Source organism: Nocardiopsis sp. N85, from assembly GCF_028882275.1.
Classification (GTDB): Bacteria; Actinomycetota; Actinomycetes; order Streptosporangiales; family Streptosporangiaceae; genus Nocardiopsis; species Nocardiopsis lambiniae.
The window spans coordinates 40,259-64,049 of record NZ_JARBUT010000003.1 but is presented as its reverse complement, the minus strand read 5'-3'; the positions used below and the strand labels follow the sequence as shown (position 1 = coordinate 64,049).

Here is a 23,791-nt window from a genome sequence, read left to right as displayed (position 1 = left end):
ACGAGGGTCCCGGGGACGGCGCGGATCAGGCGGTGGTCAGGTCACGGCGGCGGAAGCCCGCCAGCGCGGCCGCGAAGGCGGCGACGACCACGGCCGACGCGATCGCCACCGGGACGACGTCGAAGTCGTCCAGCGGCGGTCGAGGCAGGATCCCGAACGCGCTCAGCTCCAGCGCCCAGTCCGGCATGCCCAGGAGCGCGCCGAGCATGGTGGCGAAGACGCTGTAACCCAGCCACACCCACACCAGCGAGGTCAACCGCGGCGCCACCCCCACGACCAGGGCGGACAGCGCGCCGAACGCCAGGGCCATCGGCAGCTGCGACAGCACCGCCTCCAGCATGGTGCCGATCCACGAGGAGTCGTCGGTGACGGCGAACGCGCCGATGCCGATGCCCAGGCCGCCCAGGACCACGATGAGGGTCGCCGACAGCACGCTCACCGCCAGCGCGGCGCCGTACCAGCGGATCCGGCCGACCGCGGTGGCCAGCACCACCTCGGCCCGCCCGGCCGTCTCCTCGGACCGGGCGCGCAGGACCGACAGTGCCGCGTAGGCCCCCGCCGCCATGATCACGTAGCCCGACATGACGCTCAGGAAGCCCGCGGTGGCGTCGTCGGAGGCGTCACCCAGGAGCGCGACGATGTCGGGGTTCTGTTCGAGCATCCCCTCGACCTCGGTGGCGAGCGTGCCGAAGGAGATGGCGAACAGGAAGACCGCCACGCTCCAGGCGATGATCGCCCCGCGCTGCTGACGCAGGTGGAGCGCGAGGACCCCGTTCAGCAGGGGTCCGGCCTCGGCCGGCCCCGGGCGGCCCGGGATCAGCCCGGCGCCCAGGTCCCGGCGTCGGGCCAGCGCGTAGGCGACACCGAACAGGAGGGCGATGGCCAGCGGGTACAGGGCCATGGGCCACCAGCGAGGGTCGTCGAAGATCCGTGTCTGCTGTACCCAGGCGAACGGGGACGCCCAGGACAGGGCGTTGCCGCCCTCCTCCGCCAGGTCGCCGACCACCCGGGCCATGAACAGGACGCCGACGGCCAGGAACGCCAGTCCGGAGGCGGCCCTTCCGTGTTCGGTGAGCTGGGCGCACACCGCGGTGATCGCCCCGAAGGTGAGTCCGGCCAGCCCCAGGCCCAGGCCGTAGACCAGCGAGTCGACGGTCTCCAGGCCGTAGCCGGCCATGACGGCACCGGTCAGTCCGCCGATGAGCAGGTTGATCGAGGCGATGGTGACCAGCGCCGCCGTCATCTGGGCGCCGGAGCCCAGGACCCCGGCCCGCAGCAGCTCGGCCCGTCCGCTCTCCTCCTCCGCCCGGGTGTGGCGGATCACGTGCAGGATGCTCATCACGGCCAGGGCGATGAGCAGGCTCATGGTCATCTCGTTGACCATCATCGGACCGAGCGTGTAGTCGTCCAGCCCGTAACCCGGACCGCCGAAGACGACACCGGTGGGCGTCTCCATGAGAGCCGCCCGCGCCTGGCGCTGGGCGGGGGTCGAGAACGTCTCGTCGAGGGTGGGGACGGTCATGGCGGTGACGCCGACCAGGGAGAGCGTCCATACCGACAGGCGGACGCGGTCGCGACGCAGAATGAACCGGGTGAGCGTCCCGGTGCCGGTGAGGGCGCTCATTTCGCGTTTCCCCCGTCACCGTCGAGGACGGCCGTCTCGTCGCCGTAGTGGCGCATGAACAGCTCTTCGAGCGAGGGCGGATTGCTCACCAGGGAGCGCACGCCCAGCGCGGTGAGCGCGCGCATGACGGTGTCGACGTGTTCGTTGTCCACGTCGAAGGAGACCCGGTCGCCGTCGGCGGCGAGATCGTGCACGCCGGTCAGCGCCCCCAGGGCGCGGGGGTCGCCGATGACCGTGGCCCGGACCGAGGACCGGGTGAGGTGTCGCAGGTCCTCCAGGGTCCCCGATTCCACGGTCCGGCCCTGGCGGATGATCGTGACGGTGTCGCAGAGCTTCTCGACCTCGGACAGGATGTGGCTGGACAGCAGTACGGTCCGCCCCCGTTCCTTGAGTTCCAGGACGCACCGCGTGAACACGGCCTCCATGAGCGGGTCCAGGCCGGAGGTGGGTTCGTCGAGGATGAACAGCTCGGCGTCGGAGGCCAGCGCCGCGACCAGCGCGACCTTCTGCCGGTTGCCCTTGGAGTAGGTGCGCGCCTTCTTGGTGGGATCCAGCTCGAAGCGGGCCAGCAGGTCCTCCTTGCGCGCCTTGTCGAGCCCGCCGCGCAGCCGCCCGAGCAGGTCGATGGCCTGGCCGCCGGTCAGGTTGGGCCACAGGGCGACGTCGCCGGGGACGTAGGCCAGCCGCCGGTGCAGGGTGACGGCGTCCTTCCAGGGGTCTCCGTCGAGCAGGCGAACGGTTCCCCCGTCCGCCTTGAGCAGGCCGAGCAGGACACGGATGGTGGTGGACTTGCCGGAGCCGTTGGGGCCGAGGAAACCGGCGATCCTGCCGGTCTCGACGGTCAGGTCCAGCCCGTCCAAGGCCTGGAACCGGCCGAAGTACTTGTCGACGCCGCGCGCGTCGATGGCGGGTGATGCCATGGTGGGGATCTCTTCTCTCTTCCGGTGGGGGGACGCCCGAGGGCCTGGTGGGTCAGCGGGACTCCTCGGGCGGGTCGCTGACGTACATCAGGTAGGCGTCGAGCATCTTCCGGTCGGTGAAGAGGCCTTCGCAGTAGAGCTCCAGCGCGGGAAGCATGTACTCCTCCGTCCACTCCTGGAGGAAGCGCGAGAAGTCGACCCGTTCCTCCCCCGGCCGCTCGGCGAGGGCCATCAGAAGCGATCCGCTGATCATGTTCGCCAGGAACCGGGCCCGCTTGCGCGGGTCCCGGCTGGGGCGGATGTTCCCGGCCCCCTCCCCGGCGGCGAGGTACTCCTCGACGTCCCGGACCATCCGTTCGTGCAGGGCCAGGCCGAGGGGGCCGCCCTCCTGGAGGGAACGGATGATGTAGGCCATCAGAGGGGCGAACTCCTCCAGATGGGACAGATGACGGAAGGAGCGCATGGGGTCGGGGGAGGTCACCGATTCCATTTTGGCCTCGTGGATGATCGCGAAGACGTGATCGTCGCAGGCCTTGCGCAAACCCGCCTTGGAACCGAAGTGGTGGATGACCAGGCCGGGGGACACCCCCGCCTTTTCCGCGATGGTCCGCACGGTCACCTTGAACCCGTGCTCGCCGAAGCACACGACCGCGGCGTCGCGGATCCGGGCGCGCGCGGTGAGGTCGGTCGAGTCGGTTGAACCCATGTTCAATAGATTAAACAGGCGTTCAGTCGGATGGCAAGGGGGTCGTCGTACACTCGTGGCACGGCGCCTCCGGGCGTCCCGTGTCGACGAGGAGAGGTCCGATGGTGCAGGTCGCGGTCGCCCAGTTCGCCCCCGGTCAGGACAAGGCCGAGAATCTGCGCTCGGTGGCGCGGCTGGCCGCGCGGGGCGCGGCGCTCGGTGCCCGGGTGGTACTGCTGCCCGAGTACACGATGTTCACCGCGTCCCGTACCGACCACCGCTACGTCGAGGCGGCCGAGCCCCTGGACGGGGCGTTCGTCTCGGCCGCCGCCGACACCGCCCGCCGCGAGGGCGTCCACCTGGTGTTGGGCGTCAACGAACGCACCGGGGACGGAACGCACTTCACCAACACGCTCGTCGCGCTCTCCCCGGCCGGGGAGAGGGTCGCGCTCTACCGCAAGATCCACCTGTACGACGCGTTCGGTGTCAGGGAGTCGGACGTGGTCGCCGCCGGACCCGTGGAGAAGCCGGAGACCTTCACCGTCGACGACGTGACGTTCGGCCTTCAGACCTGTTACGACCTGCGCTTCCCCGAGATCACCCGGCGGATCGTCGATGCCGGGGCGCACGTGGTGCTGCTGGCCGCACAGTGGGTGCCCGGTCCGCTCAAGGAGGAGCACTGGCGGACCCTGGCGCGCGCCCGGGCGGTGGAGAACACCGTCTACGTCGCCGCGGCCGGTCAGTCGGCGCCCACGGGCGCGGGCAACAGCATGGTCATCGACCCCATGGGAACGCCGATCGCGGCGTTGGGGGAGCAGACCTTCGAGGTCGCCGTAGCCGAGGTTTCGGCCGTTCGGGTGGAGGAGGTGCGGATGGTCAATCCCGCACTGGAGATGCGCCGTTTCTCGGTGATCGCGCGCGACCGGTCCCTGTAGGGCTCTCGGGAGATCCTTCCCGTATACCGGACAAAGTGGGTGAAGACGCCGAACGAAGAAGGGGTCTTCCCAGGCTTAGTTACTTAGGGTTATGATCTCCCTGCACGGAGTGATTTAGATTGGTCCGGACCCTTCCAGGTGCCTAGCGCCTCTGATTGAATAAAGAGCCGGTAACTATCGGCCCGCCAGACTGTCCTAAACCACGGGGGGAGCAAGGACATTGCGCGGAACGAGCACGATGTGCGCATCGGAAGCGGTGTCCGACGCCGCGTCCGACGGGTACGTGTACGACCCGGAATCGCTGAGCGCGGAGCAGTGCACGGGGGATGCCTGCGTCGCCTGCCACACGCGATGGCCCCGACCGAGGATCGCCCTCGGCCTTCTGCCGGACGGGGCGCCGGTGTTCGGTTGTGGTGACTGCGCGGCGCTCATCGGCGCCGGCCCGTTGGTCGCCGCCGACAGCCGGGTCTTCGCCGCCCGCTGAGGAAGAGCATGGTCGCGCTCCGGGTCCAAGGGGGAGAGGCGGACCCGGAGCGCTCCCGTCGGCGCACCCGCTTCCATGGGGAGGAGGGGAATTGAGCGCGCCTTTCCCGGAATGGTCCCGAACCGACGATCGCGCCGCCGGTCACGCCCCGTGAGGGGCGGACGACATCCACGATACTCCGTGTCGTCCGTCGCCGACCGTTGGTGAGACGCATCCGTCCGGTATTTCCTTGAACTACGAACAGTCCCGAATGTCCGTTATCCGTTGGTGGGGAAACCCAGGTCCACGCCCCCGGCCGGCCGCGTCCCCGGGTCGATCCACCGGGCGGTGACCGCCTTGGTCCGGGTGTAGAAGTGCACACCCTCGGTCCCGTGCGCGTGCGAGTCGCCGAACAGCGACTGCTTCCAACCGCCGAACGAGTAGTAGGCCATCGGCACCGGGATCGGCACGTTGATCCCGACCATCCCCACCTCGACCTCGTTCTGGAACCGTCGGGCCGCGCCACCGTCGTTGGTGAAGATCGCCGTCCCGTTGCCGTACGGGTTGTCGTTGATCAGCTTCACCGCGGCGTCGTAGTCGTCCACCCGCAGCACGCTCAGCACCGGACCGAAGATCTCGTCCCGGTAGCAGGACATCTCCGGGCCCACGTGGTCGAGCACCGTCGGGCCCAACCAGAACCCGTCGCCGCCACCGCCCAGGATCGGGTGCACCCGGCCGTCCACGGCCAGCGTCGCACCCTCGCGCACCCCCGACTCCAGGTAGGAGGCCACCTTGTCCCGGTGCTCGCGCGTGACCAGCGGGCCCATCTCGCTGCGGTCGTCGTCGCCGGGGCCCACCAGCAGCCGGGACACCCGCTCCTTGATCTTCGCCACGAGCTCGTCGGCGACCGAGTCCACCGCGACCACGGCGGAGATGGCCATGCAACGCTCGCCCGCCGAACCGAAACCGGCCGACACCGCCTGGTCGGCGGCCAGGTCCAGGTCGGCGTCGGGCAGCACCACCATGTGGTTCTTGGCCCCGCCCAGCGCCTGCACCCGCTTACCGTGCTCGGCCGCCGTCCGGTAGATGTAACGGGCGATCGGGGTCGAACCCACGAAGCTGACCGCCGCGACGTCCGGGTGCTCCAGCAGCGCGTCCACGGCCTCCTTGTCGCCCTGGACCACGCTGAACACGCCCTCGGGCAGCCCGGCCCGCTCCCACAGCTCGGCGATCAGCGACGACGCCGACGGGTCCTTCTCGCTCGGCTTGAGCACGAACGCGTTGCCGCAGGCGATCGCCACCGGGAACATCCACATCGGCACCATCGCCGGGAAGTTGAACGGCGTGATGCCGACGACCACGCCCAGCGGTTGCAGAATGGAGTAGGAGTCCACACCCGTGGACACGTTCTCGGAGTAGCCGCCCTTGAGCAGGTGCGGGATGCCGCAGGCGAAGTCCACGACCTCCAGTCCGCGCGCCACCTCGCCCTGGGCGTCGGAGAACACCTTGCCGTGCTCGGCGCTGATCGCCTCGGCCAGGCGGTCGCGCTCGGCGTTGAGCAGTTCCCGGAACCGGAACAGGATCTGCACCCGTCGCGACAGCGACGTGTCGCGCCAGGCCGGGAAGGCGGCGCGGGCCGCGGCCACCGCCGCGTCGACCTCCTTCTGTCCCGCGAGGTCCACGGTGCCGGTGACCAGGCCCGAGGCCGGGTTGTGGATGTCCCCTTGGCGCTCGGCCGGGCCCTCGTACCGGCGCCCGCCGATCCAGTGGGTGACGTGCTTGCCCATCTTCGTCGTCTCCTTCGGTCCTCTAGGCTTCGGCGTCGACCGCGCGCACGGCGTCGATCAGCAGGTCGCGGCCCTCGGCCGCGTCCTCGGCGGACAGGGTCAGCGGCGGGGCCATCCGCAGCACGTTGCCGTGCACGCCGCCCTTACCGACCAGCAGGCCGCGCTCACGGGCGGCCTCCAGCACCTTCCCGGCCAGCGGGGAGGAGGGGGCGCCGGTGCGCGGGTCGACCATCTCCACGGCGAACATCAGGCCCTTGCCGCGCACGTCGGCCACCGACGGCAGCCCGGTCAGTGGGCGCAGACCCTCGATGATGAGAGAGCCCTGGCGCAGCGCGTTCCCCTGGAGGTCGTGCTCCAGGACGTGGTCGAGGGTGGCGCCGGCCGCCGCCATCGACACCGGGTTGCCGCCGAACGTCGCCACGCCCAGCGCCGACAGCCCGTCCATGAGGTCACCGCGCGCCACGACGCCGCCGACCGCGAAGCCGTTGCCCAGACCCTTGGCGAAGGTCATCGCGTCCGGCGTCACGCCGTGGGCGCCGATGCCGAAGAAGCTCGTGCCGGTGCGCCCCCAGCCCGTCTGCACCTCGTCGGAGACGAACAGGATGCCCTGCTCGTCCAGCACCTCCTTGTAGGCGGCGTACAGGCCGTCCGGCGGCATGGCGAACCCGCCCACGCCCTGGATCGGCTCGGCGATGAGGCAGGCGACGTTGGGGGAGGCGGTGTCCAGGACGTCGCGCAGGTCGGCGACGCAGGCCTCGATGTACTCCTTCTCCGACATGCCCCGGAAGACCGGTGAGGCGTGGTCGGTGCCGTGCAGGTAGTGCACGTTGAGCGGGGACAGGGAGGAGTTCTTCCAGCCCCGGTTGCCGGTCACCGCGATGGTGCCGTACGAACGGCCGTGGTAGCTGCCGCGCATGGCCAGCACCTCGTCGCTGCCGCGCGCGCAGGTGGCGAGCAGCAGGGCGGTCTCGTTGGCCTCGGTGCCGGAGTTGGTGAAGAACACCTTGGCGTCCGGGATGCCCGAGAGTCGGGCGATCTTCTCGGCCAGTTCGACCTGGGAGCGGATCAGGTACAGCGTGGAGGTGTGCACGACCCCCTTGGCGATCTGCCGTTCCACGGCCTCGCGGACCTCGGCCACGTCGTAGCCGAGCATGTTGGTCACGATGCCGGTGAAGAAGTCCAGGTAGGTGCGACCGTCCGCGTCGGTGACACGGGAGCCGCTCCCGGAGACGATCTCCAGCGGGGACTCGTAGTACAGGGGCAACCAGGAGGGCATGACCGCGCGGTGGCGCGAGAGAAGTTCCGACATGGACCCAGTCTCTCCGGGGGCCGCGCCCTTGACCAGAACCACCATGTTGACAACGTGCAGGTCGAACTTACGCTCTGTAAGAGCCCACGGAAGGCCCTCCCACCAGGGGATCGGCGCGGAGCACGGACGAACGTCCGTGCAGAGTGTCAATGGTGGCCGGATCCCGTCTGACACTGTGTCCTAGAATGCGAACGTGCTTCCCACCCTTGCCGAGGTCCTCCGCCTTCCCGCGCTCCAACGGGCCCGCCCCCGCGTCGTGGTCGGTTCCGAACACCTGGACGTGGCCGTGCGCTGGGTCCACATCGCCGAGGTCACCGATCTGGCCCACCTGCTGCGCGGAGGCGAACTGGTGCTCAGCACCGGCATCGCCATGCCCGACGATCCCGAGGCCCTCAAGCGCTACATCGACGACCTGGCGGCCGTCGGGGTCAGCGGTATCGCCGTCGAACTCGGCCGCAAGTACCACGCCGAACTCCCCAAGGCCTTCCTCGACGCCGCACGCGAGGCCCGCGTCCCGGTGATCCTCCTGGACCGGGAGGCGCGGTTCGTGGAGATCACCGAGGCCGTGCACATCCGGGTGGTCAACGAACAGCTGGAGGAGCTGCGCGAGTCCGAGAAACTCCACTCGGTCTTCACCCGGCTCTCGGTGGAGGGCGCCGACACCGACCGCATCCTCCACGAGGTCGCCCAGCTGTCCGGTTGCCCGGTGGTCCTGGAGAACCTCTCCCACCAGGTCCTGGCCTGCGATCTCAACGGTGAGGACCCCGGCACCCTCCTCACCTCGTGGGAGAACCGATCGCGCGCCGTGCGCTCGGGCACCCGCACCGTCCACGCCCCGGCCACCGGCTGGCTGGTCACCACGGTCGGTGCCCGAGGGCAGGACTGGGGGCGGCTGATCCTCATCGCCGGGGCCAAACCCACCCCGCGCCAGAGCATGCTCATCGAACGCGCCGCCACCACGCTGGCCCTGGGCCGCCTGCTCGAACGCCACCAGGAGAGCCTGGAACGCCAGACCCACCGCACGATCATCGCCGGCATCATCGACCGCGCCTACTCCGACCCGGAGGAGGCACTGGTCCGGGCCCGGGCGGTGGGCGTGCCGCTCAACAACCGCGAACTGGTGGGGTTGGTGCTGCGCCTGCGCGAGAACGGGACCGGGCTGGCCGCCCAGGCCCGTCTGTCCGACACCGCCGAGGGCGCCGCCCGGGCCTGCCGCGACCTGCGTCTGCCCGCGCTGGTGGGATCGCTCGACGACCTGCGGGTGGGGGTGCTGCTGGCGCTGCCGCCCCGACGACGGGTCGACGCCACCCTGCACATGCTCGCCGACCGGTTGGCCGGCTCCGTCGGCGACGCCGCGGTGCTGGCGGTCGGTTCGTCCACCGACGACATCCGCGACGTGCGGCGTTCCTTCCTGGAAGCGCGCCAGGTGGGGGACGTGGCGGTCCGCCAGAGCGATCGCCGCCCCTTCTATCGGCTGCCCGACCTGCACCTGCGCGGCCTGCTGCACCTGTTCCGCGACGACGAGCGGCTCCAGACCTACGTGGAACGCGAACTCGGGCCGCTGCTCGACCACGACGCCCGGCACGGGTCCGATCTCACCGATATGCTGCGGCACTACCTGGCGGCCGGCCGCAACAAGGCGCTGGCGGCCACCAACGCGCACCTGTCCCGGCCGGCGTTCTACGATCGGTTGCGCAGGATCGGCAACGTCCTCGACGCCGACCTGGACGCCGTCGAGACCTGTCTGTCGTTGCACGTGGCGCTGCTGTCACTGGACTCGGTGCGCGACGAGCAACGCTGACCACGTCCGGTCTTCACCCCGGGGTCGACTGTCCAGTAGCCTTGGAATCCGTTGTGATGGCAGTGGTGACTGATGAAATCCGCTGTTCATCCGCGCAAAATACATCGGATTCACGGAGGGCCATGTGAGCGGCCAGTCGGACCCCACCCCTCAGCGCAGGGGCAACGGCATCGTCCTCGACGAGACCGCCAAACGCATCATCGAGGTGCTCCAAGAGGACGGTCGCCGCTCCTACGCCGCCATCGGCAAGGCGGTCGGCCTCTCCGAGGCGGCCGTGCGCCAACGCGTCCAACGCCTCCTGGAGTCCGGTGTGGTCCAGGTCGTCGGTGTCACCGACCCCATGATGCTCGGCTTCCACCGCCAGGCCATGATCGGCGTGCGCACCGACGGCGACCTCAACACCGCGGCCGACGCCGTCTCGGAGGTCCCCGGAGTGGAGTACGTGGTCATCACCGCGGGCTCCTTCGACCTCCTGGTCGAGGTCGTCGCCGAGAACGACGCCCGCCTCCTGGAGATCCTGGCGGCCATGCGCGCCATCGACACGGTGCTCAGCACCGAGACGTTCCTCTACCTCAAGCTGCGCAAGCAGACCTACGCCTGGGGGACCCGATAGGGGGCGATGCCCACCGGATCCCCCGGGCGCCCTCGCGCGGACCGGAACGGAGCGGAGGTTCGGGAGGACGCGCCTACAGGCGGGCGAAGGCGTCGGCGAGGATGTCCAGGCCCTCGTTGAGCAGGTCGTCACCGATGACCAGCGGCGGCAGCATGCGGATCACGTTGCCGTAGGTGCCGGCGCTCAGCAGGACCAGACCCTGGGAGTGGCAGTACGACAGCACCTCGGCCAGCACCTTCGGGGCCGGGGTCCGGTCCTCCTCGACCAGCTCGATCGCGATCATCGCGCCGCGCCCGCGCACGTCGCCGATGACCGGGTGCTCCTCGGCCAGCTTGCGCAGCCGTCCCAGCATCAGGTCGCCGATCTCCCGGGCGCGCCCGACCAGGTCGTCGGACTCGATGGCCTCCAGCGAGGCCGACGCCGCCGCGCACGCGGTCGGGTTGCCGCCGTAGGTGCCGCCCAGACCGCCGCCGTGCACGGCGTCCATCAGCTCGGCGCGACCGGTCACCGCGGCCAGCGGCAGTCCGCCGGCGATGCCCTTGGCGGTGGTGATCAGGTCGGGGACGACGCCCTCGTGGTCACAGGCGAACATGTCGCCGGTGCGGGCGAAACCGGTCTGCACCTCGTCGGCGACGAACACGATCCCGTTGGCGCGGCAGAACTCCACGATCGCGGGCAGGAAGCCCGGGGCCGGCTCGATGAAGCCGCCCTCGCCCTGGATCGGCTCGATCACCACGGCGGCGACGTTGTCCGCGCCGATCTGCTTGGTGATCTGGTCGATGACCATGGCCGCGGCCTCCGGGCCGCAGTTCTCCGGGCCCGTGGGCCAGCGGTAGGGGTAGGCCATGGGCATGCGGTGGACCTCGCCCGCGAACGGCCCGAAGCCCTGCTTGTAGGGCATGTTCTTGGCGGTCAGCGCCATGGTGAGGTTGGTGCGACCGTGGTAGGCGTGGTCGAAGACCACGACGGCCTGGCGGCCGGTGGCGCTGCGGGCGATCTTCACCGCGTTCTCGACGGCCTCGGCACCGGAGTTGAGCAGGATCGAACGCTTCTCGTGGTCGCCCGGGGTGATCCGGTTGAGGGCCTCACAGACCTCCACGTACGCCTCGTACGGGTTGACCATGAAACAGGTGTGGGTGAAGCGGCCCAGCTGCTCGGCCGAACGCTCCACCACGCGCGGGTCGGCGTTGCCCACGTTGGTCACCGCGATGCCCGAGCCGAAGTCGATCAGGGCGTTGCCGTCAACGTCCTCGATGATCCCGCCACCGGCCCGGGTCACGTAGACGGGCAGCACGCTGCCGACACCCTTGGCGACGGCGGCGACGCGGCGCTCCTGGAGTTCGCGGGACTTGGGGCCGGGGATCTCGGTGACGACCCGGCGGGACTGGGCGACCTCGGTCACTGCCATGCGTCTGCCTCCTTCAGTGCGATACGGGGGTGCGGAACGGGTCCGGGACCCGAACGGCCCCGACCCGGACGACATTAGGGTGAGCCGGAGCCGGCGGACATGGACACGGTGGATAATCGACGCAGGTCCCTGCGCCAATGCGGCAGGGTCATCGACCACGACGAGTGGAGGACCGATGCCACCGACCCTGGGCGGCCTGGTGCGGACACCCTCCCTGGGGCTGCGCCCGCTCACCGGCGACGAGGGGCTCGACCGCCGCGTGGAGTGGGTCGCGGTCAGCGAACTCACCGACCCCACCCCCTACCTGGCGGGCGGCGAACTGCTGCTCACCACCGGGGTGCGCTGGGTCGACTCCCCGCCGGACCTGCGCGCGTACGTGCGAAGGCTGGCCCGGCGCGACATCGCCGGTCTGGGGTTCGGCGTGGGCGTGGCCCTGGAACGGACCCCCGACGAACTGCGGGAGGCCGCCGCCGAATTCGGCGTCGTCCTGCTGGAGGTGGAGCGGGCGACCCCCTTCATCGCGGTCGGCAAGGAGGTCTCCCGGCTGTTGGCCAAGGAGGAGTACGAAGGGCTCAGCCGGGCCTTCACGGCCCAGCGCGACCTCACCCGCGCCGCCCTTTCGGGGGCCGGGGCCATCGTCGATCGGCTGGCCCGCGACCTGGGCGCCCGGGTGCTCCTCCTGTCCGCCGACGGTTCCCTCGATCACGCCGCCCCCGTCGGGGCCGACCGGCACCCCACCGATCTGACCGAGGGGCTCGACCGGCTCAAGACCGCGGGCCCGCGCGCCAGCATGGCGATCACCGTGGGGGACGAGCACGTCTGGGCCCAGCCCCTGGCGACGGGCCGCCGGGTGCGGGGGTTCCTGGTCGTGGGCGCCGGCGGCCGCCTGGGTCCCGAGCAGCGCACCCTGGTCAACGCCGCCGTGTCCCTGTTGTCCCTGGAACTGGAGCGCGACGCCCACGGGGACATCGCGCGCCTGGGCGAGGGGGTGCTCATCGCGCTCCTCACCGGGGCCCTGGACCCGACCCGGCCCGGCGCCGAACGCCTCGCCGCGGCGTTGCCGCCCGCCCCGGTCGTGGTCGCCGTCGCCGACGAGGTGGGCGCGCCCCACCCGCCGCACGGGATCCTCACGGCCGGGCACGAGGGCCGCGCCCTGTTGCTCGCCGGCGCGGACACACCCGTGCCGACCATCACCGATCTGCTCGACGGCCCCATCGGGGTGAGCGACCCGGTCGACCACACAGGGCTTCCGGTCGCCCTGGCCCAGGCCGAACGGGCCCGGGAGGCGGCACGGGCCCAGGGGGGCGGCGCGGTGCGGGCCGCCGAGCTGCCCGGTGGCCTGCTCGGCCTGACCGACACCCCGGCCGGGGTCGGACTGGCCGAGGATCTGCTGGCGCCGTTGCTGGCCGAACGCTCCCACGGGGAACTGATCGCCTCGCTGCGCGCCTACCTGGCGGCGTCCGGCCGCTGGGACGCCGCCGCCGACGCCCTGGGCGTGCACCGCCACACGCTGCGCTACCGCATGCGCCGCATCCGCGACCTGCTCCCGGTCGACCTCGACGACCCGGACGCGCGCGCCGAACTGTGGATCGCCCTGCGGCTGCACGCCGCCCACGGGTGAAAGTCGGTACCGGTTCCCGCGTTCGGGGGATGTCGACTCGCGTCATCCACGACAATGGTCGCTGACAGCGCTGAGTAACCGAATGATCACCCGATCGACGCCGGGGGCGGACGTGAGATCACTACAGGACGACGAACAGGGGATCGAGGAGGGTCACGGGGCGCGGACGGCGGGCACGGCGCCGCCGACCATCCGGATCACCCGCGTGGGGGCGGAGGGCGTCTCTTTGCGGTGGAGGCCACCCGACGACCGGACCGACCCCCGTGCCCTGTTGGCCTATCTGCGGGCCTGTCTGCGGCGCGAGGCCGTGCACACCCACACGATCCGGACCGACCGGCTCGGCGGCGACACCTGCGCCTGCCTGCCCGGCGGCATCGAGACACTGTTCACCGGGGCGGGCGACCGGATACCCCTGGGCCCCGATGCGGCCCGTGTCGTGCGCCTGGCCGCACGACACGGGCAGGCGCTGCGCTACGGCTACCCGCTCGTCCTGCTCGGAGAGGACGACGACCCGGTGGCCCTGCCCCTGCTCACCGTGGACGTCCAGGTCGTCGACGACCCCGACACCCCCGAGATCCCCCGGATCCGCGCGATCGGTCCGCCCGACGTCAACGCCGCGCTCCTGCGCCGCCTGGACACGACCGACCCCGATGACCTCTTCGAACTGCGGACCCGGCTGCGCGCCGGCGCCCCCGACCCGATCGGGCGCCCCGCCGCCGTCGCCGACCTGGCCGTCAAGGTGCGGACCCTGCTCACCCGGCTGGAGATCGAACGCGTCGACGACATCGACCCGATGTCCACCCGGAGCACCCCCCGCGCGTTCGTCGACGGCGCCCACAACGTCGCGGTCCTGTTCCGCGCGGGGCCGGGCGGCCACCCCGACGGCGAACCCGAACCGGGCACCGTGGAGGCGATCCTGGCCGACCTCGACCCCACCGAACACGACGGCGTCGACCCGACCGCCCTCGGTGGCACCGCCTTGGAGGCACTGCTCGGCGCACCCGAGCGGACCGTCGAACCGGAGGAACCGCGTGGTCGCAGGGCCCGTCGGTCCCGGGGCGGGGAGGACGCCGCCGACGCCCCCGTCGAGGCCCCCGTCCCCCTGTGCGCGACCCCTCTCGATCAGTCCCAGTACGAGGCCCTGTGCGCGGCCCTGACCGAGCGGCTCACCACCGTGGCGACCCCCTCGGGGACCGGTGCGCACGACCTCGTCGACGCCGTGGTGCGCACGGCGGTCGGCGAGGGGTTGCGGGTCCTGGTGTGCGGTCGCACCGAGCACGACGTGCGGGAGGTCGTCCGGCGGTCCGAGACGGGCCCGGCCCACCCGGTGGTGCGGGTCGGCGGCAGGGAACACCGCGTCGACGAGATCGGGCTCATCGGCCGCCTGCTCGCCGAGCGCTCCGGCCCCCCGCCCGTCGAGGAGGCGACCCCCCCGTCAGGGGAGGAACCGTCCCACCACTGGTCCCGGGTCCTCACCGCGTGGGCGGACATGGACGCCATGGCCGCCGGCGGCCACGAACTCGCCCACCTGGCCGAGGAACGCGAGCGCGGTATCAAGGCCGGCTGGGATCCGGACCGGCTGTTCAGCCCCGAACGGGGCGGCCCCGAGTACTGGCTGCCCCGGGCCGAGCGCGCCTTCGCCGGAGGGTTGGGCGCCTTCCAGCACCGCGGCGCGATCCGCCGCGAACTGGGTCTGGAGACCGACCCCGAGACCCTGGCCCGGCTGTGCGCGGTCGCCCGCCTGGAGAGCCGGTGGCGCGCGGCCCTGGACCGCCGCGTCCGGCACGATCCCCTGGACGCACTGGTCGCCCGCCTCGACGAGGCCGTGGAGGGTCACCGCCGGATCGGCGCCGAGCGACTCGGCGCGGCCGTCGAGTCCCGTCTGCGGCGCGGCCGACCCGCCCTGGAGAACCGGCTGGAGACCCTCAACTGGCACCACGGCATCGGCTGGCCGGGCATGACCGGCCTCATCGAGGTGCTGCCCACCTGGGCCTGCCGGACCGACCAGGTCCGCGCCCTGCCGCCGCAGGCGGGCCTGTTCGACCTCGTCATCGTGATCGGCGCCGAACGCACCCGGGTGGCCGAACTGCTCCCCGCCCTTCACCGCGCCGAACGGGCCCTGGTGCTCGGCGACCCGGCGTACCCCGGCCCGGCGAGCGTCCTCGAAACCGACGAGGAGCGCCGCGCGCTGGCCTTCGCCGGGCTCGCCGCGGACCGCCTGGACGAACGGGGCCTGCGCCACGGGTCGGGATCGGCCCTGCACGCCGCCCAACGGGCGGCCGAGCGGACACTGTGGCTGAACGAGCACCTCGGGGCACCGCCCCTGCTCGCCGAGACCGCCTCGCGTCACTGCTACGAGGGGCGCGTGTCGGTGCGCACGGCCCCCGACCCCGGCGGCGGACCGGCCTTCGAGTGGCGCGACGTCGTCGGGGTCTGCGAGGCCGCCCCCGGCATGTCCTACATCAACCGGGAGGAGGCCTACCGGGTGGCGGTGGTCGTCGACGAGATCGACGAACACCTGCCGCGCGGACGCGTCATCGCGGTGGTCGCCCCGACCCGGCCGCAGGTGGCCCTGCTGCGTCGGCTGCTCGGATCGCGGACCTTCCGCCACCGGGTCCTGGTCGGCGGTCCCGAACTGTTCGACGCACCCGGCCGCGTCGACATCACCGTGCTGTCCCCCCTGCTCGCCCGGGGCGCCCCCGCCATCGTGGAGCGTCGGATCCGTCGTATGGGTCACCTGTGGTCATCGGTGCTCACCCGGACCGGACAGCGCCTCGTGGTGGTGGGCGACCGGGCCCACTGGGAGGCCGGTGACGGTCCGCTCTCCGCGTTGCTCGCGGCCCCCGAGAACGATCCGGGCCGGGCCTGCCGGGCCCTGGTCGACCGATTGCGGGCGGCGGGCACCCGGGTCGTGCTCCAGGAGGCGGTGGAGGGCTGGACCGCCGACATGGTGGTCCGCTTCGGCGCCCGGCGCCTGCTCATCCTCGTGGACCGGGAACCGGACGGGCGCCGGCTGCGCCGCCTGATGGCCCGCGGCGACGCCCTCAACCGACTCACCGGGGACCCCGTCGTGGTCGTTCCGGCCTGGCGCTGTCTGGCCGATCCGGAACGGCTGGTCCGGGAGATCCTCGCGGCCCACTGAACCCGTCGGCCGGTCCCGCCGCAGGGACCGGCCGACGACGGAGTCGCACCGGTCCGTGCTCGGGCGCCCGGAGAACGGGGACCTTCGGCCGCTGCGTCGATCCCCTCGTCCCTCGGACGTCTCCCGCGCCGGCCTCCAGAACCCCGTGGGCGCCCGTGCCTCCTGCGGACCTCCGTTTCGCTTCGGTCCGTGCGAGGGCGCGGAAGAGCACTCGGGAACAGGCCCTAACCTGAGTGCGGCAACGGCGCGTATCGGCTGAGACGAGGGGGAAACGGGTGCCCGAGGGTCACACTCTGCACCGGTTGGCGGCGCACTTCGACAAGACCTTCGGCGGCGGTGCCGTGCGGGCCTCCAGCCCGCAGGGACGGTTCGCCGAGGGCGCCGCCCGCATCGACGGCCGCGTCCTGACCACCGGCGAGGCGCACGGCAAGCACCTGTTCCTCGGGTTCGACTCGGGGGAGTGGCTGCGGGTCCACCTGGGCCTGTACGGCGCCTGGAGCTTCGGCGACGCCGACGGCGAACGCCATCTGGGCGCGCCCCGGGCCGAGGGGGCCGTCCGGACCGCCCTGACCCACGACGGGGACGGGTTCGTCGTGCCGCCCGCGCCGGTGGGGGCCGTGCGCGCCCGCCTGATCACCACGTCGGGCTGGGCCGACCTGCGCGGCCCCTCCGCCTGCGAGGTGATCACCGAGGAGGAGAAACTGGCGGTCCAGGGGCGTCTGGGGCCGGACCCGCTGCGTCCCGACGCCGACCCCGAACGCGCCTGGCGGGTCGTCTCGCGCTCCCGCACGAGCATCGCCGCCCTGCTCATGCGGCAGGAGGTCATCGCCGGGATCGGGAACATCTACCGTGCCGAGTCCCTGTTCCGCGCGGGCCTGGACCCCATGACCCCCGGCCGCGACCTCACCCGGGAACGGTGGGACGCCCTGTGGGCGGACCTGACCGGGCTGCTCCGGGACGGTGTGCGCGACGGGTACATCATCACCACCCGCCCCGAGCACCGGCCCGATCCCGAGGCCCGCCCGGTGCCCCGGCCGGACACGCTCTACGTGTGCTACCGGACCGGTGAGCCCTGCCGTGTGTGCGGCTCCCCGATCGTCGCCGGCGAACTGGCGGGACGCACCCTCTACCACTGTCCGGGCTGCCAGTCCGGTCGAGCCCCCGCCCGTCCGTGAGGGTGACGGCCCAACGTCGTACAGTACAATCCCACATCGCCGCTTAACCGGTTCAGCAACTGAGGCCAGGGGGACGAATGGGGGGTTTGATGCGACGCCCGACCATCATGGACATCGCCAAGGCCGCGGGGGTGTCCAAGGGGGCGGTGTCCTATGCCCTCAACGGTCGGCCCGGGGTCTCGGAGGAGACGCGTAAGCGCATCCTGGGGATCGCCCGTGATCTGGGGTGGGCACCCAGCAGTACGGCCCGCGCCCTCTCACCCGGCGGCCGGGTCGGCGCCATCGGTCTGATCATCGATCGGCCCGCGCACTCCCTGGGCGTCGAACCGTTCTTCATGCAGTTGGTGTCGGGGATCGAGATGGAGCTGGCGATCACCGGAAGCGACCTGTTGTTGCAGGTCACGGAGGATCACGAGGCGGAGATCGGGGCTTATCGGCGCTGGTTCGCCGAACGCCGGGTGGACGGGGTGATCATGGTCGACCTGCGGGTCGACGACCCCCGGGTCGCCTTGGCCGAGGCCCTGCCCCTGCCCGCCGTGGTCCTCGGCGGCCCGCACGGCGCGGGCCCCCTGCCGTGCCTGTACACCGATGACGCCGCCTCCATCAGGGAGGTCGTGCACTACCTCGCCGCCCTGGGTCACCAGCGCATCGTCCGGGTCGCCGGCCCGCACGGGTTCGTGCACACCCGTGATCGGACCCGGGCCTTCGAGGCGGCCTCCGCCGAGGTGGGCCTGGCCGACGCCGTCACCGTCCACGCCGACTACACGGGGGAGGCGGGCGCCCGCACCACCCGCCGCTTGTTGGCCCGCACCGAACGCCCCACCGCCCTGGTCTACGACAACGACGTCATGGCGGTGGCCGGGCTGGGCGTGGCCCGCGAGATGGGCGTGGACGTTCCCGGCCAGTTGTCCATCGTGGCCTGGGACGATTCGACACTGTGCCGGTTGGTGCATCCTCCGTTGACCGCGGTCGCCCGTGACGTTGCCGCCTGTGGTCGAGAGGCCGCGCGCATGCTCGCCGAGGCCATCGGCGGCCGGGCGGTGCGCAGCCGCGAGACGGCCCGGGGAGAGCTCCAGCCGCGCGGCAGCACGGGGCCCCTGGCGGGGTAGCCCCGCCCGCTCCCGATCACCGACACGCCTCATGTGAACGCGGGCTCCGCCCGTCCGCCGGGGCTACCGTGGGGGCGCCACCGAAACGCCGTGCGCCGTGGAGGACCACCGCGCACGACGCGCCCTTCACCGTCCCGTCGGAGGGGAGTCGACGACCCGTGCGGAACCGGTTCAGCGACACCCGCGCAAGCGGCTTTCCCACATCTGTGCTGTTACAAGCGAATAACAGCGGAGTGACGCCCATTGACGCCCTTCCTGTCGGCGTGTTGTTGTTAACGTCACTTACCCGGTTCAGCAACGGCCGTTTCAGCGCCCCCGATTGGGAGCGCTCCCACCTCTCCGATCCCCGGAGAGGTGGCTCCCCCCCAACGAGCGGCCGACCGGGTGGAAGAAGGAGGAGTCGACATGAGATCTCTTCGACTTCCGGCGGCACTCGCAGCACTGGCCCTCGCGGTCACGGCGTGCTCGGGTGACGGCGGCGGCAACGAAGGAGGTTCCGGGGAGTACCCCCGGAACGAGACCCTGTACACCACCGGTACGGCCTGGGGGCCGCCCGCGAACTGGAACCCCTACATGCAGGGGCAGTACGCGGTCGGCACGGTGGGGTTGGCTTACGAGCCGCTCTTCCTCTTCGACCCGAACACGAACGAGTACGTTCCCTGGCTGGCCGAGAGCGACAGTTGGCCCGAGGAGAACGTCCACGAGATCGTTCTGCGCGAGGGCATCACCTGGACCGACGGCGAGGCCTTCGACTCCGCCGACGTGGTCTCCACACTGGAGATCGGCCGGTTCGGCTCGGTGCCCTTCAGCAACCTGTGGAACTTCATCGAGAACGTCGAGGCCGTCGACGGGCAGACCGTCCGCGTCACGTTCAGTGAGAGCCGGCCGCAGGAGTGGATGAACTGGGCCTACTCGCACCCCATCGCCCCGGAGCACATCTGGTCCGGTAAGACCGAAGAAGAGGTCATGAGCGATGTCAACGAGAATCCGGTCGGCACCGGTCCTTACTCCTACGAGTCGCACACCGACGACCGTCTGGTCTGGGAGCGCAACGACGACTGGTGGGGCACCGGTCCCCTCGACCTGGAGATGAAGCCCCGCTACATCGTCGACCTCGTCAACGCCTCCAACGACATCACCCTGGGCATGCTCCAGCAGGGACAGGTCGACCTGTCGAACAACTTCCTGCCCGGCATCGACCAGATCATCAACGGCAACGAGGCGATCACCAGCTACTACGACGGCCCGCCCTACATGCCGGCCGCCAACACCGCCTGGCTGGTGCCCAACACCACCAAGGCCCCGCTGGACGACCCCGAGTTCCGCCGGGCGCTGGCCCACTCGATCAACATGGAACAGATCGTCACGGGCCCCTACGCCAACCTGGTCGAGCAGGCCAGTCCCACCGGTCTGCTCCCGATCTGGGACGACTACATCGACCAGGAACTGGTCGAGGAGAACGGCTTCTCCTACAACGCCGACGAGGCGGTGGGTCTCCTGGAGGAGGCCGGCTACCAGGACCAGGACGGCGACGGCTTCGTCGAGACCCCCGACGGTGAGCCCATCACCCTCACCCTGGAGGTCCCCGCCGGCTGGACCGACTGGATGGAGTCCGCCAACGTCATCGCGGCCAACGCCCAGGCCGTCGGCATCAACGTCGAGGCGCAGACCCCCGAGTTCGACCTGCTGGTGGACAACCGCAACTCCGGTGAGTTCGACCTGCTCATCAACAACGAGCGCCAGGCCAGCAACACCCCCTGGACGTACTACGACTACCTCTTCCAGCTGCCGGTCAACGACCAGCAGACCACGGTGAACTTCCACCGTTACGAGAACGAGGAGGCGTGGGACCTCGTCGAGCAGCTCGCGACCGTCCCCACGGACGACGTCGAGGCCGCCGCCGAGATCACCTCGCAGCTCCAGGAGATCCAGCTGGAGGAGCTCCCGGCCATCCCGCTCTGGTACAACGGCATGTGGTCGCAGGCCAGCAACACGTACTGGACGAACTGGCCGAGTGAGGCCGAGGGCGCGCCCAAGAGCGCCGCCACCCTGTGGCACGGCTGGTGGCAGCTCGGGGCGATCAAGACCCTGGCCACCATCGAGCCGGTCGGCGAGTAGCCGCATCCCCGGTCGGCGGGCACGGGCCATTCCCCTCCCACCCGAGTCCCACCGACCCCACCCCGGGCGGGCACGGCGCGAAAGCCCGCCCGGGGTGCCCCCCGACGCCTTGCCGGGCGGGACACCGGAACACCCGAGGACCCCGGAACATCCGGGACGACCGGGCCGGGTCCCGCCCTCCGTCGGGGCTCGTCGTCCGTCCGCCACCATCACCTGGAGGAACGTGTGTGGCGCTACATCGGCCGTAAGCTCTTCGTCTACCTGCTTACGTTCGTCATCGCGGTCACCATCAACTGGATGATCCCGCGCTTCATGCCGGGCGACCCCGTCCGGAGCATGCTCTCCCGCGCCTCGGTCGGCAACCCCGAGGCCCTACAGCGCATGAACGACTACTACACCGGGGTGTTCGGGTTCGACACCCCCCTGCACGAGCAGTACCTCGCCTTCTGGGGCGGCCTGCTCCGAGGGGACCTGGGCGTCAGCGTCATGCTGTACCCCCAGCCCGTGCTGGACATCATCCTGAGGTCGGTGCCCTACACGCTGGCACTGCTCCTCCCCGCCATCATCCTGAGCTGGATCGTCGGCAACCGGATCGGCGCCTTCGCGGCCCGCAAGAAGCTCCTCGACAACACGGTCCTACCGGTCGGGTACGTCCTCACCGCCATGCCGTACATGTGGCTGGCCCTGCTGCTGGCCTGGAGCCTGGGCATCGTCGCGGGAGTCCTCCCGACCTCGGGCGGCTACTCGCCGACGCTGCGGCCCGAGTTCAGCTGGCTGTTCATCTCCAGCCTGATCACCCACTGGATCCTGCCCTTCCTGTCCATGTTCATCGTGGCGCTGGGCGGCTGGGCGATCGGCATGCGGAACATGATCATCTACGAGCTGGAGGCGGACTACTCCAACTACCTCCAGGCCCTGGGCGCCCCGAGCCGGCTGATCCGCCGCTACGCGTTCCGCAACGCGATGCTGCCGCAGATCACCGGCCTGGCCGTGCAGCTCGGCACCGTGCTCTCCGGCGCGCTGCTCACCGAGATCGTGTTCAACTACCCCGGCCTGGGCACCCTGATCCTTCAGGCCCTCAACAACCGCGACTTCTTCGTGTTGCAGGGGACCTTCCTGTTCGTGGTCGTCGGCGTGCTCATCGCCAACTTCATCATCGACATCGTCTACGTGCTGGTCGACCCGCGTACCCGGGTCCAGATGACGGGAGGCGCGGCGTGAGCGAGATCGCCGGAGCCCCGGGCACCGCGGACGCCGCGGACGCGCCCGAACCCACGGCCGAGCGCAAGACCTCCGAGGTCCTGCACTTCGCCGTGCGCAACCCCAAGCTGCTCATCGGCCTGGGCATCGTGCTCACCCTGTTGCTGACGGGGATCATCGGGCCGTTCTTCATCGACCACGATCCCAACGAGTACGTCGGCCCCCAGAGCCAGCCGCCCAACGGCGAGTACTGGTTGGGCACCACCTCGTTCGGACAGGACATCTGGGCCCAGTTCGTCTACGGGCTGCGCTCGACCTTCCTCATCGGCGCGTTCGGCGGCGGTGTCGCGTTCGTCATCGGTACCACGGTCGGGTTCGTCGCCGGGTACAAGGGCGGGATCATCGACGAGATCCTCAACATGCTCACCAACGTCGTGCTGGTGCTGCCCGCCCTGGTCGTCCTCATCGTCGCCACCGCCTACCTGGACGTGCGCGGCATCTTCGTCCAAGGCGTGTTCATCGGCCTGACCTCCTGGCCGTGGGCCGCGCGCGCGGTCCGTTCCCAGGCGCTGTCGCTGTCCACCCGCGACTACGTCGACCTGGCACGGCTCAGCGGACGCCGCACCTGGCGGATCATCACCACCGAGATCGCGCCCAACATGAGCTCCTACCTGGTGATGTCGTTCATCCTGCTGTTCGGCGGTTCCATCCTCATCGCCGCCGGCCTGGACTTCATCGGCCTGGGGCCCTCCAACGGCGTCTCGCTCGGTCTCATGCTGGAGAGCGCCATGAAGTGGAGCTCCCTGTACCTGGGCATGTGGTGGTGGTTCATCCCGCCGGGCCTCGGCATCACGACGATCGTGGGCTCGCTGTACATCCTGAATGTCGGGCTGGACGAGGTGTTCAACCCCAAGCTGCGGGAGCTGTGATGACTCTGCGAGTCAATGACCTCAAGGTCTACTACCAGACCCTGCGCGGGGACGTCCACGCCCTCGACGGTGTGACCTTCGACCTGGCCGACGGCGAGATCATGGGTCTGGCCGGCGAGTCCGGCTGCGGTAAGACCACCCTGGGCAAGAGCCTGATCCGCCTCGACACGCGCATGCGCCACGTCGGCGGCACGATCGAGCTGGACGGCAAGGACGTGCCCATCGCCGACGACAAGGCGATGGTCCCCCTGCGGTACCACGAGATCTCGCTCATCCCCCAGTACGCGATGAGCGCCCTCAACCCGACCCGCAAGATCGGGCGGATGATCAACGAGCTGCTGCGGGCGCGGGGAGTGCGCCCGGTCGACATCGCCGACGAACTCCGGCGCCGGCTCGAACTGGTGGGCCTGGACCCCGACGTGCTGAACCGGTTCCCGATCGAGCTGTCGGGCGGCATGAAGCAGCGCGTCGTCATGGTGATGTCCACCCTGCTCAACCCGTCGCTGCTCATCGCCGACGAGGTCACCTCCGCCCTGGACGTGTCCACCCAGCGCGCGGTCGCCGAGTCCCTGGTGGAGTTCCGCGACCGCGAGTACGTCAAGAGCATGGTGTTCGTGACCCACGACATCTCGCTCGTGTACCAGATGGCCGACACCATCATGGTGATGTACGCGGGGCACATCGTGGAGAAGGCGTCCGCGTCCACCATCGTCAACGCGCCCCGGCACCCGTACACGCAGATGCTCATCTCGGCCCTGCCCGAGGTGGGGACCACCACCGACCAGGGTCGGTTGGAGGGCATCCCCGGTACACCGCCCGGGTTGTTGAACCCGCCGACCGGGTGCCGGTTCAAGGACCGTTGCCCGTTGGCGTTCTCGAAGTGCTCGGAGCGGCCTCCGCTGGTCGAGATCGAACCCGGCCACTGGGCCGCCTGCTGGAAGACGGGGTGAGA

Annotated in this window: 18 protein-coding genes; 12 read left to right on the top strand and 6 right to left on the bottom strand. The window is 70.7% G+C overall.

What is annotated here, in order from left to right; genetic code table 11:
- Positions 1 to 25 precede the first annotated feature (25 nt).
- Genes PWG71_RS06060 through PWG71_RS06050 form a run of 3 tightly spaced genes read right to left on the bottom strand, consistent with a single transcriptional unit; the run spans position 26 to position 3,250 of the window.
- Positions 26 to 1,624, bottom strand: a complete 1,599-nt coding sequence (locus PWG71_RS06060; protein WP_274808538.1) for an ABC transporter permease — start codon at positions 1,622 to 1,624, stop codon at positions 26 to 28.
- Complete coding sequence (locus PWG71_RS06055) at positions 1,621 to 2,544, bottom strand: ABC transporter ATP-binding protein (RefSeq protein ID WP_274808537.1); 924 nt, start codon at positions 2,542 to 2,544, stop codon at positions 1,621 to 1,623. The genes PWG71_RS06060 and PWG71_RS06055 overlap by 4 nt, the downstream gene beginning before the upstream one ends.
- A 52-nt stretch (positions 2,545 to 2,596) precedes the next feature.
- Positions 2,597 to 3,250, bottom strand: a complete 654-nt coding sequence (locus tag PWG71_RS06050; RefSeq protein WP_274808536.1) for a TetR/AcrR family transcriptional regulator — start codon at positions 3,248 to 3,250, stop codon at positions 2,597 to 2,599.
- A 101-nt stretch (positions 3,251 to 3,351) separates the two neighbouring features.
- Here PWG71_RS06050 and PWG71_RS06045 point away from each other — a divergent pair, with 101 nt between their 5' ends.
- On the top strand, positions 3,352 to 4,164 hold the full coding sequence (locus PWG71_RS06045) for a carbon-nitrogen hydrolase family protein (RefSeq protein WP_274808535.1): 813 nt from the start codon (positions 3,352 to 3,354) through the stop codon (positions 4,162 to 4,164).
- A gap of 238 nt (positions 4,165 to 4,402) precedes the next feature.
- Positions 4,403 to 4,648 (top strand): hypothetical protein, encoded by a 246-nt coding sequence (locus PWG71_RS06040; protein ID WP_274808534.1) that lies wholly within the window; start codon positions 4,403 to 4,405, stop codon positions 4,646 to 4,648.
- Positions 4,649 to 4,905: 257 nt separating this feature from the next.
- Here the strand turns inward: PWG71_RS06040 and PWG71_RS06035 are convergent, their stop codons facing one another.
- Both PWG71_RS06035 and PWG71_RS06030 read right to left on the bottom strand, forming a co-directional pair.
- Complete coding sequence (locus PWG71_RS06035; protein WP_274808533.1) at positions 4,906 to 6,414, bottom strand: CoA-acylating methylmalonate-semialdehyde dehydrogenase; 1,509 nt, start codon at positions 6,412 to 6,414, stop codon at positions 4,906 to 4,908.
- A 22-nt stretch (positions 6,415 to 6,436) separates the two neighbouring features.
- A complete protein-coding gene (locus PWG71_RS06030; protein WP_274808532.1) occupies positions 6,437 to 7,723 on the bottom strand; it encodes an aspartate aminotransferase family protein in 1,287 nt (428 codons plus the stop codon).
- A gap of 193 nt (positions 7,724 to 7,916) precedes the next feature.
- Here PWG71_RS06030 and PWG71_RS06025 point away from each other — a divergent pair, with 193 nt between their 5' ends.
- Both PWG71_RS06025 and PWG71_RS06020 read left to right on the top strand, forming a co-directional pair.
- Positions 7,917 to 9,524, top strand: coding sequence for a PucR family transcriptional regulator (locus PWG71_RS06025; RefSeq protein WP_274808531.1), 1,608 nt, complete (start codon positions 7,917 to 7,919; stop codon positions 9,522 to 9,524).
- Between the two features lie 124 nt (positions 9,525 to 9,648).
- On the top strand, positions 9,649 to 10,137 hold the full coding sequence (locus PWG71_RS06020; protein ID WP_274808530.1) for an Lrp/AsnC family transcriptional regulator: 489 nt from the start codon (positions 9,649 to 9,651) through the stop codon (positions 10,135 to 10,137).
- Positions 10,138 to 10,210: 73 nt separating this feature from the next.
- Here PWG71_RS06020 and gabT read toward each other — a convergent pair whose 3' ends face one another.
- Positions 10,211 to 11,545 carry a 4-aminobutyrate--2-oxoglutarate transaminase gene (gene gabT, locus PWG71_RS06015; RefSeq protein ID WP_274808529.1) on the bottom strand — a complete coding sequence of 445 codons (1,335 nt, stop codon included), beginning with the start codon at positions 11,543 to 11,545 and terminating at the stop codon, positions 10,211 to 10,213.
- Between the two features lie 175 nt (positions 11,546 to 11,720).
- On the opposite strand from gabT, the gene PWG71_RS06010 reads away from it, so the two are divergent.
- The 8 genes from PWG71_RS06010 to PWG71_RS05975 all read left to right on the top strand — a co-directional run bounded on the left by PWG71_RS06010 (position 11,721) and on the right by PWG71_RS05975 (position 23,789).
- A complete protein-coding gene (locus tag PWG71_RS06010) occupies positions 11,721 to 13,166 on the top strand; it encodes a PucR family transcriptional regulator (RefSeq protein WP_274808528.1) in 1,446 nt (481 codons plus the stop codon).
- Positions 13,167 to 13,278: 112 nt separating this feature from the next.
- Positions 13,279 to 16,308, top strand: a complete 3,030-nt coding sequence (locus PWG71_RS06005) for a DNA helicase (RefSeq protein WP_446724982.1) — start codon at positions 13,279 to 13,281, stop codon at positions 16,306 to 16,308.
- Positions 16,309 to 16,583: 275 nt separating this feature from the next.
- The gene (locus PWG71_RS06000) at positions 16,584 to 17,483 is read left to right on the top strand and encodes an Fpg/Nei family DNA glycosylase (RefSeq protein WP_274808527.1); all 900 of its coding nucleotides are present in this window, start codon (positions 16,584 to 16,586) and stop codon (positions 17,481 to 17,483) included.
- 89 nt (positions 17,484 to 17,572) lie between these two features.
- Complete coding sequence (locus PWG71_RS05995; RefSeq protein ID WP_274808526.1) at positions 17,573 to 18,592, top strand: LacI family DNA-binding transcriptional regulator; 1,020 nt, start codon at positions 17,573 to 17,575, stop codon at positions 18,590 to 18,592.
- A 405-nt stretch (positions 18,593 to 18,997) separates the two neighbouring features.
- A complete protein-coding gene (locus tag PWG71_RS05990; RefSeq protein ID WP_274808525.1) occupies positions 18,998 to 20,710 on the top strand; it encodes an ABC transporter substrate-binding protein in 1,713 nt (570 codons plus the stop codon).
- 225 nt (positions 20,711 to 20,935) lie between these two features.
- Positions 20,936 to 21,931, top strand: coding sequence for an ABC transporter permease (locus PWG71_RS05985; protein ID WP_274808524.1), 996 nt, complete (start codon positions 20,936 to 20,938; stop codon positions 21,929 to 21,931).
- Positions 21,928 to 22,839: an ABC transporter permease gene (locus PWG71_RS05980; protein WP_274808523.1), complete on the top strand. Its 912-nt coding sequence runs from the start codon at positions 21,928 to 21,930 to the stop codon at positions 22,837 to 22,839. Before PWG71_RS05985 ends, PWG71_RS05980 begins: the two co-directional genes overlap by 4 nt.
- Positions 22,839 to 23,789: an ABC transporter ATP-binding protein gene (locus PWG71_RS05975; protein ID WP_274808522.1), complete on the top strand. Its 951-nt coding sequence runs from the start codon at positions 22,839 to 22,841 to the stop codon at positions 23,787 to 23,789. The genes PWG71_RS05980 and PWG71_RS05975 overlap by 1 nt, the downstream gene beginning before the upstream one ends.
- The last annotated feature ends 2 nt before the right edge of the window (positions 23,790 to 23,791 follow it).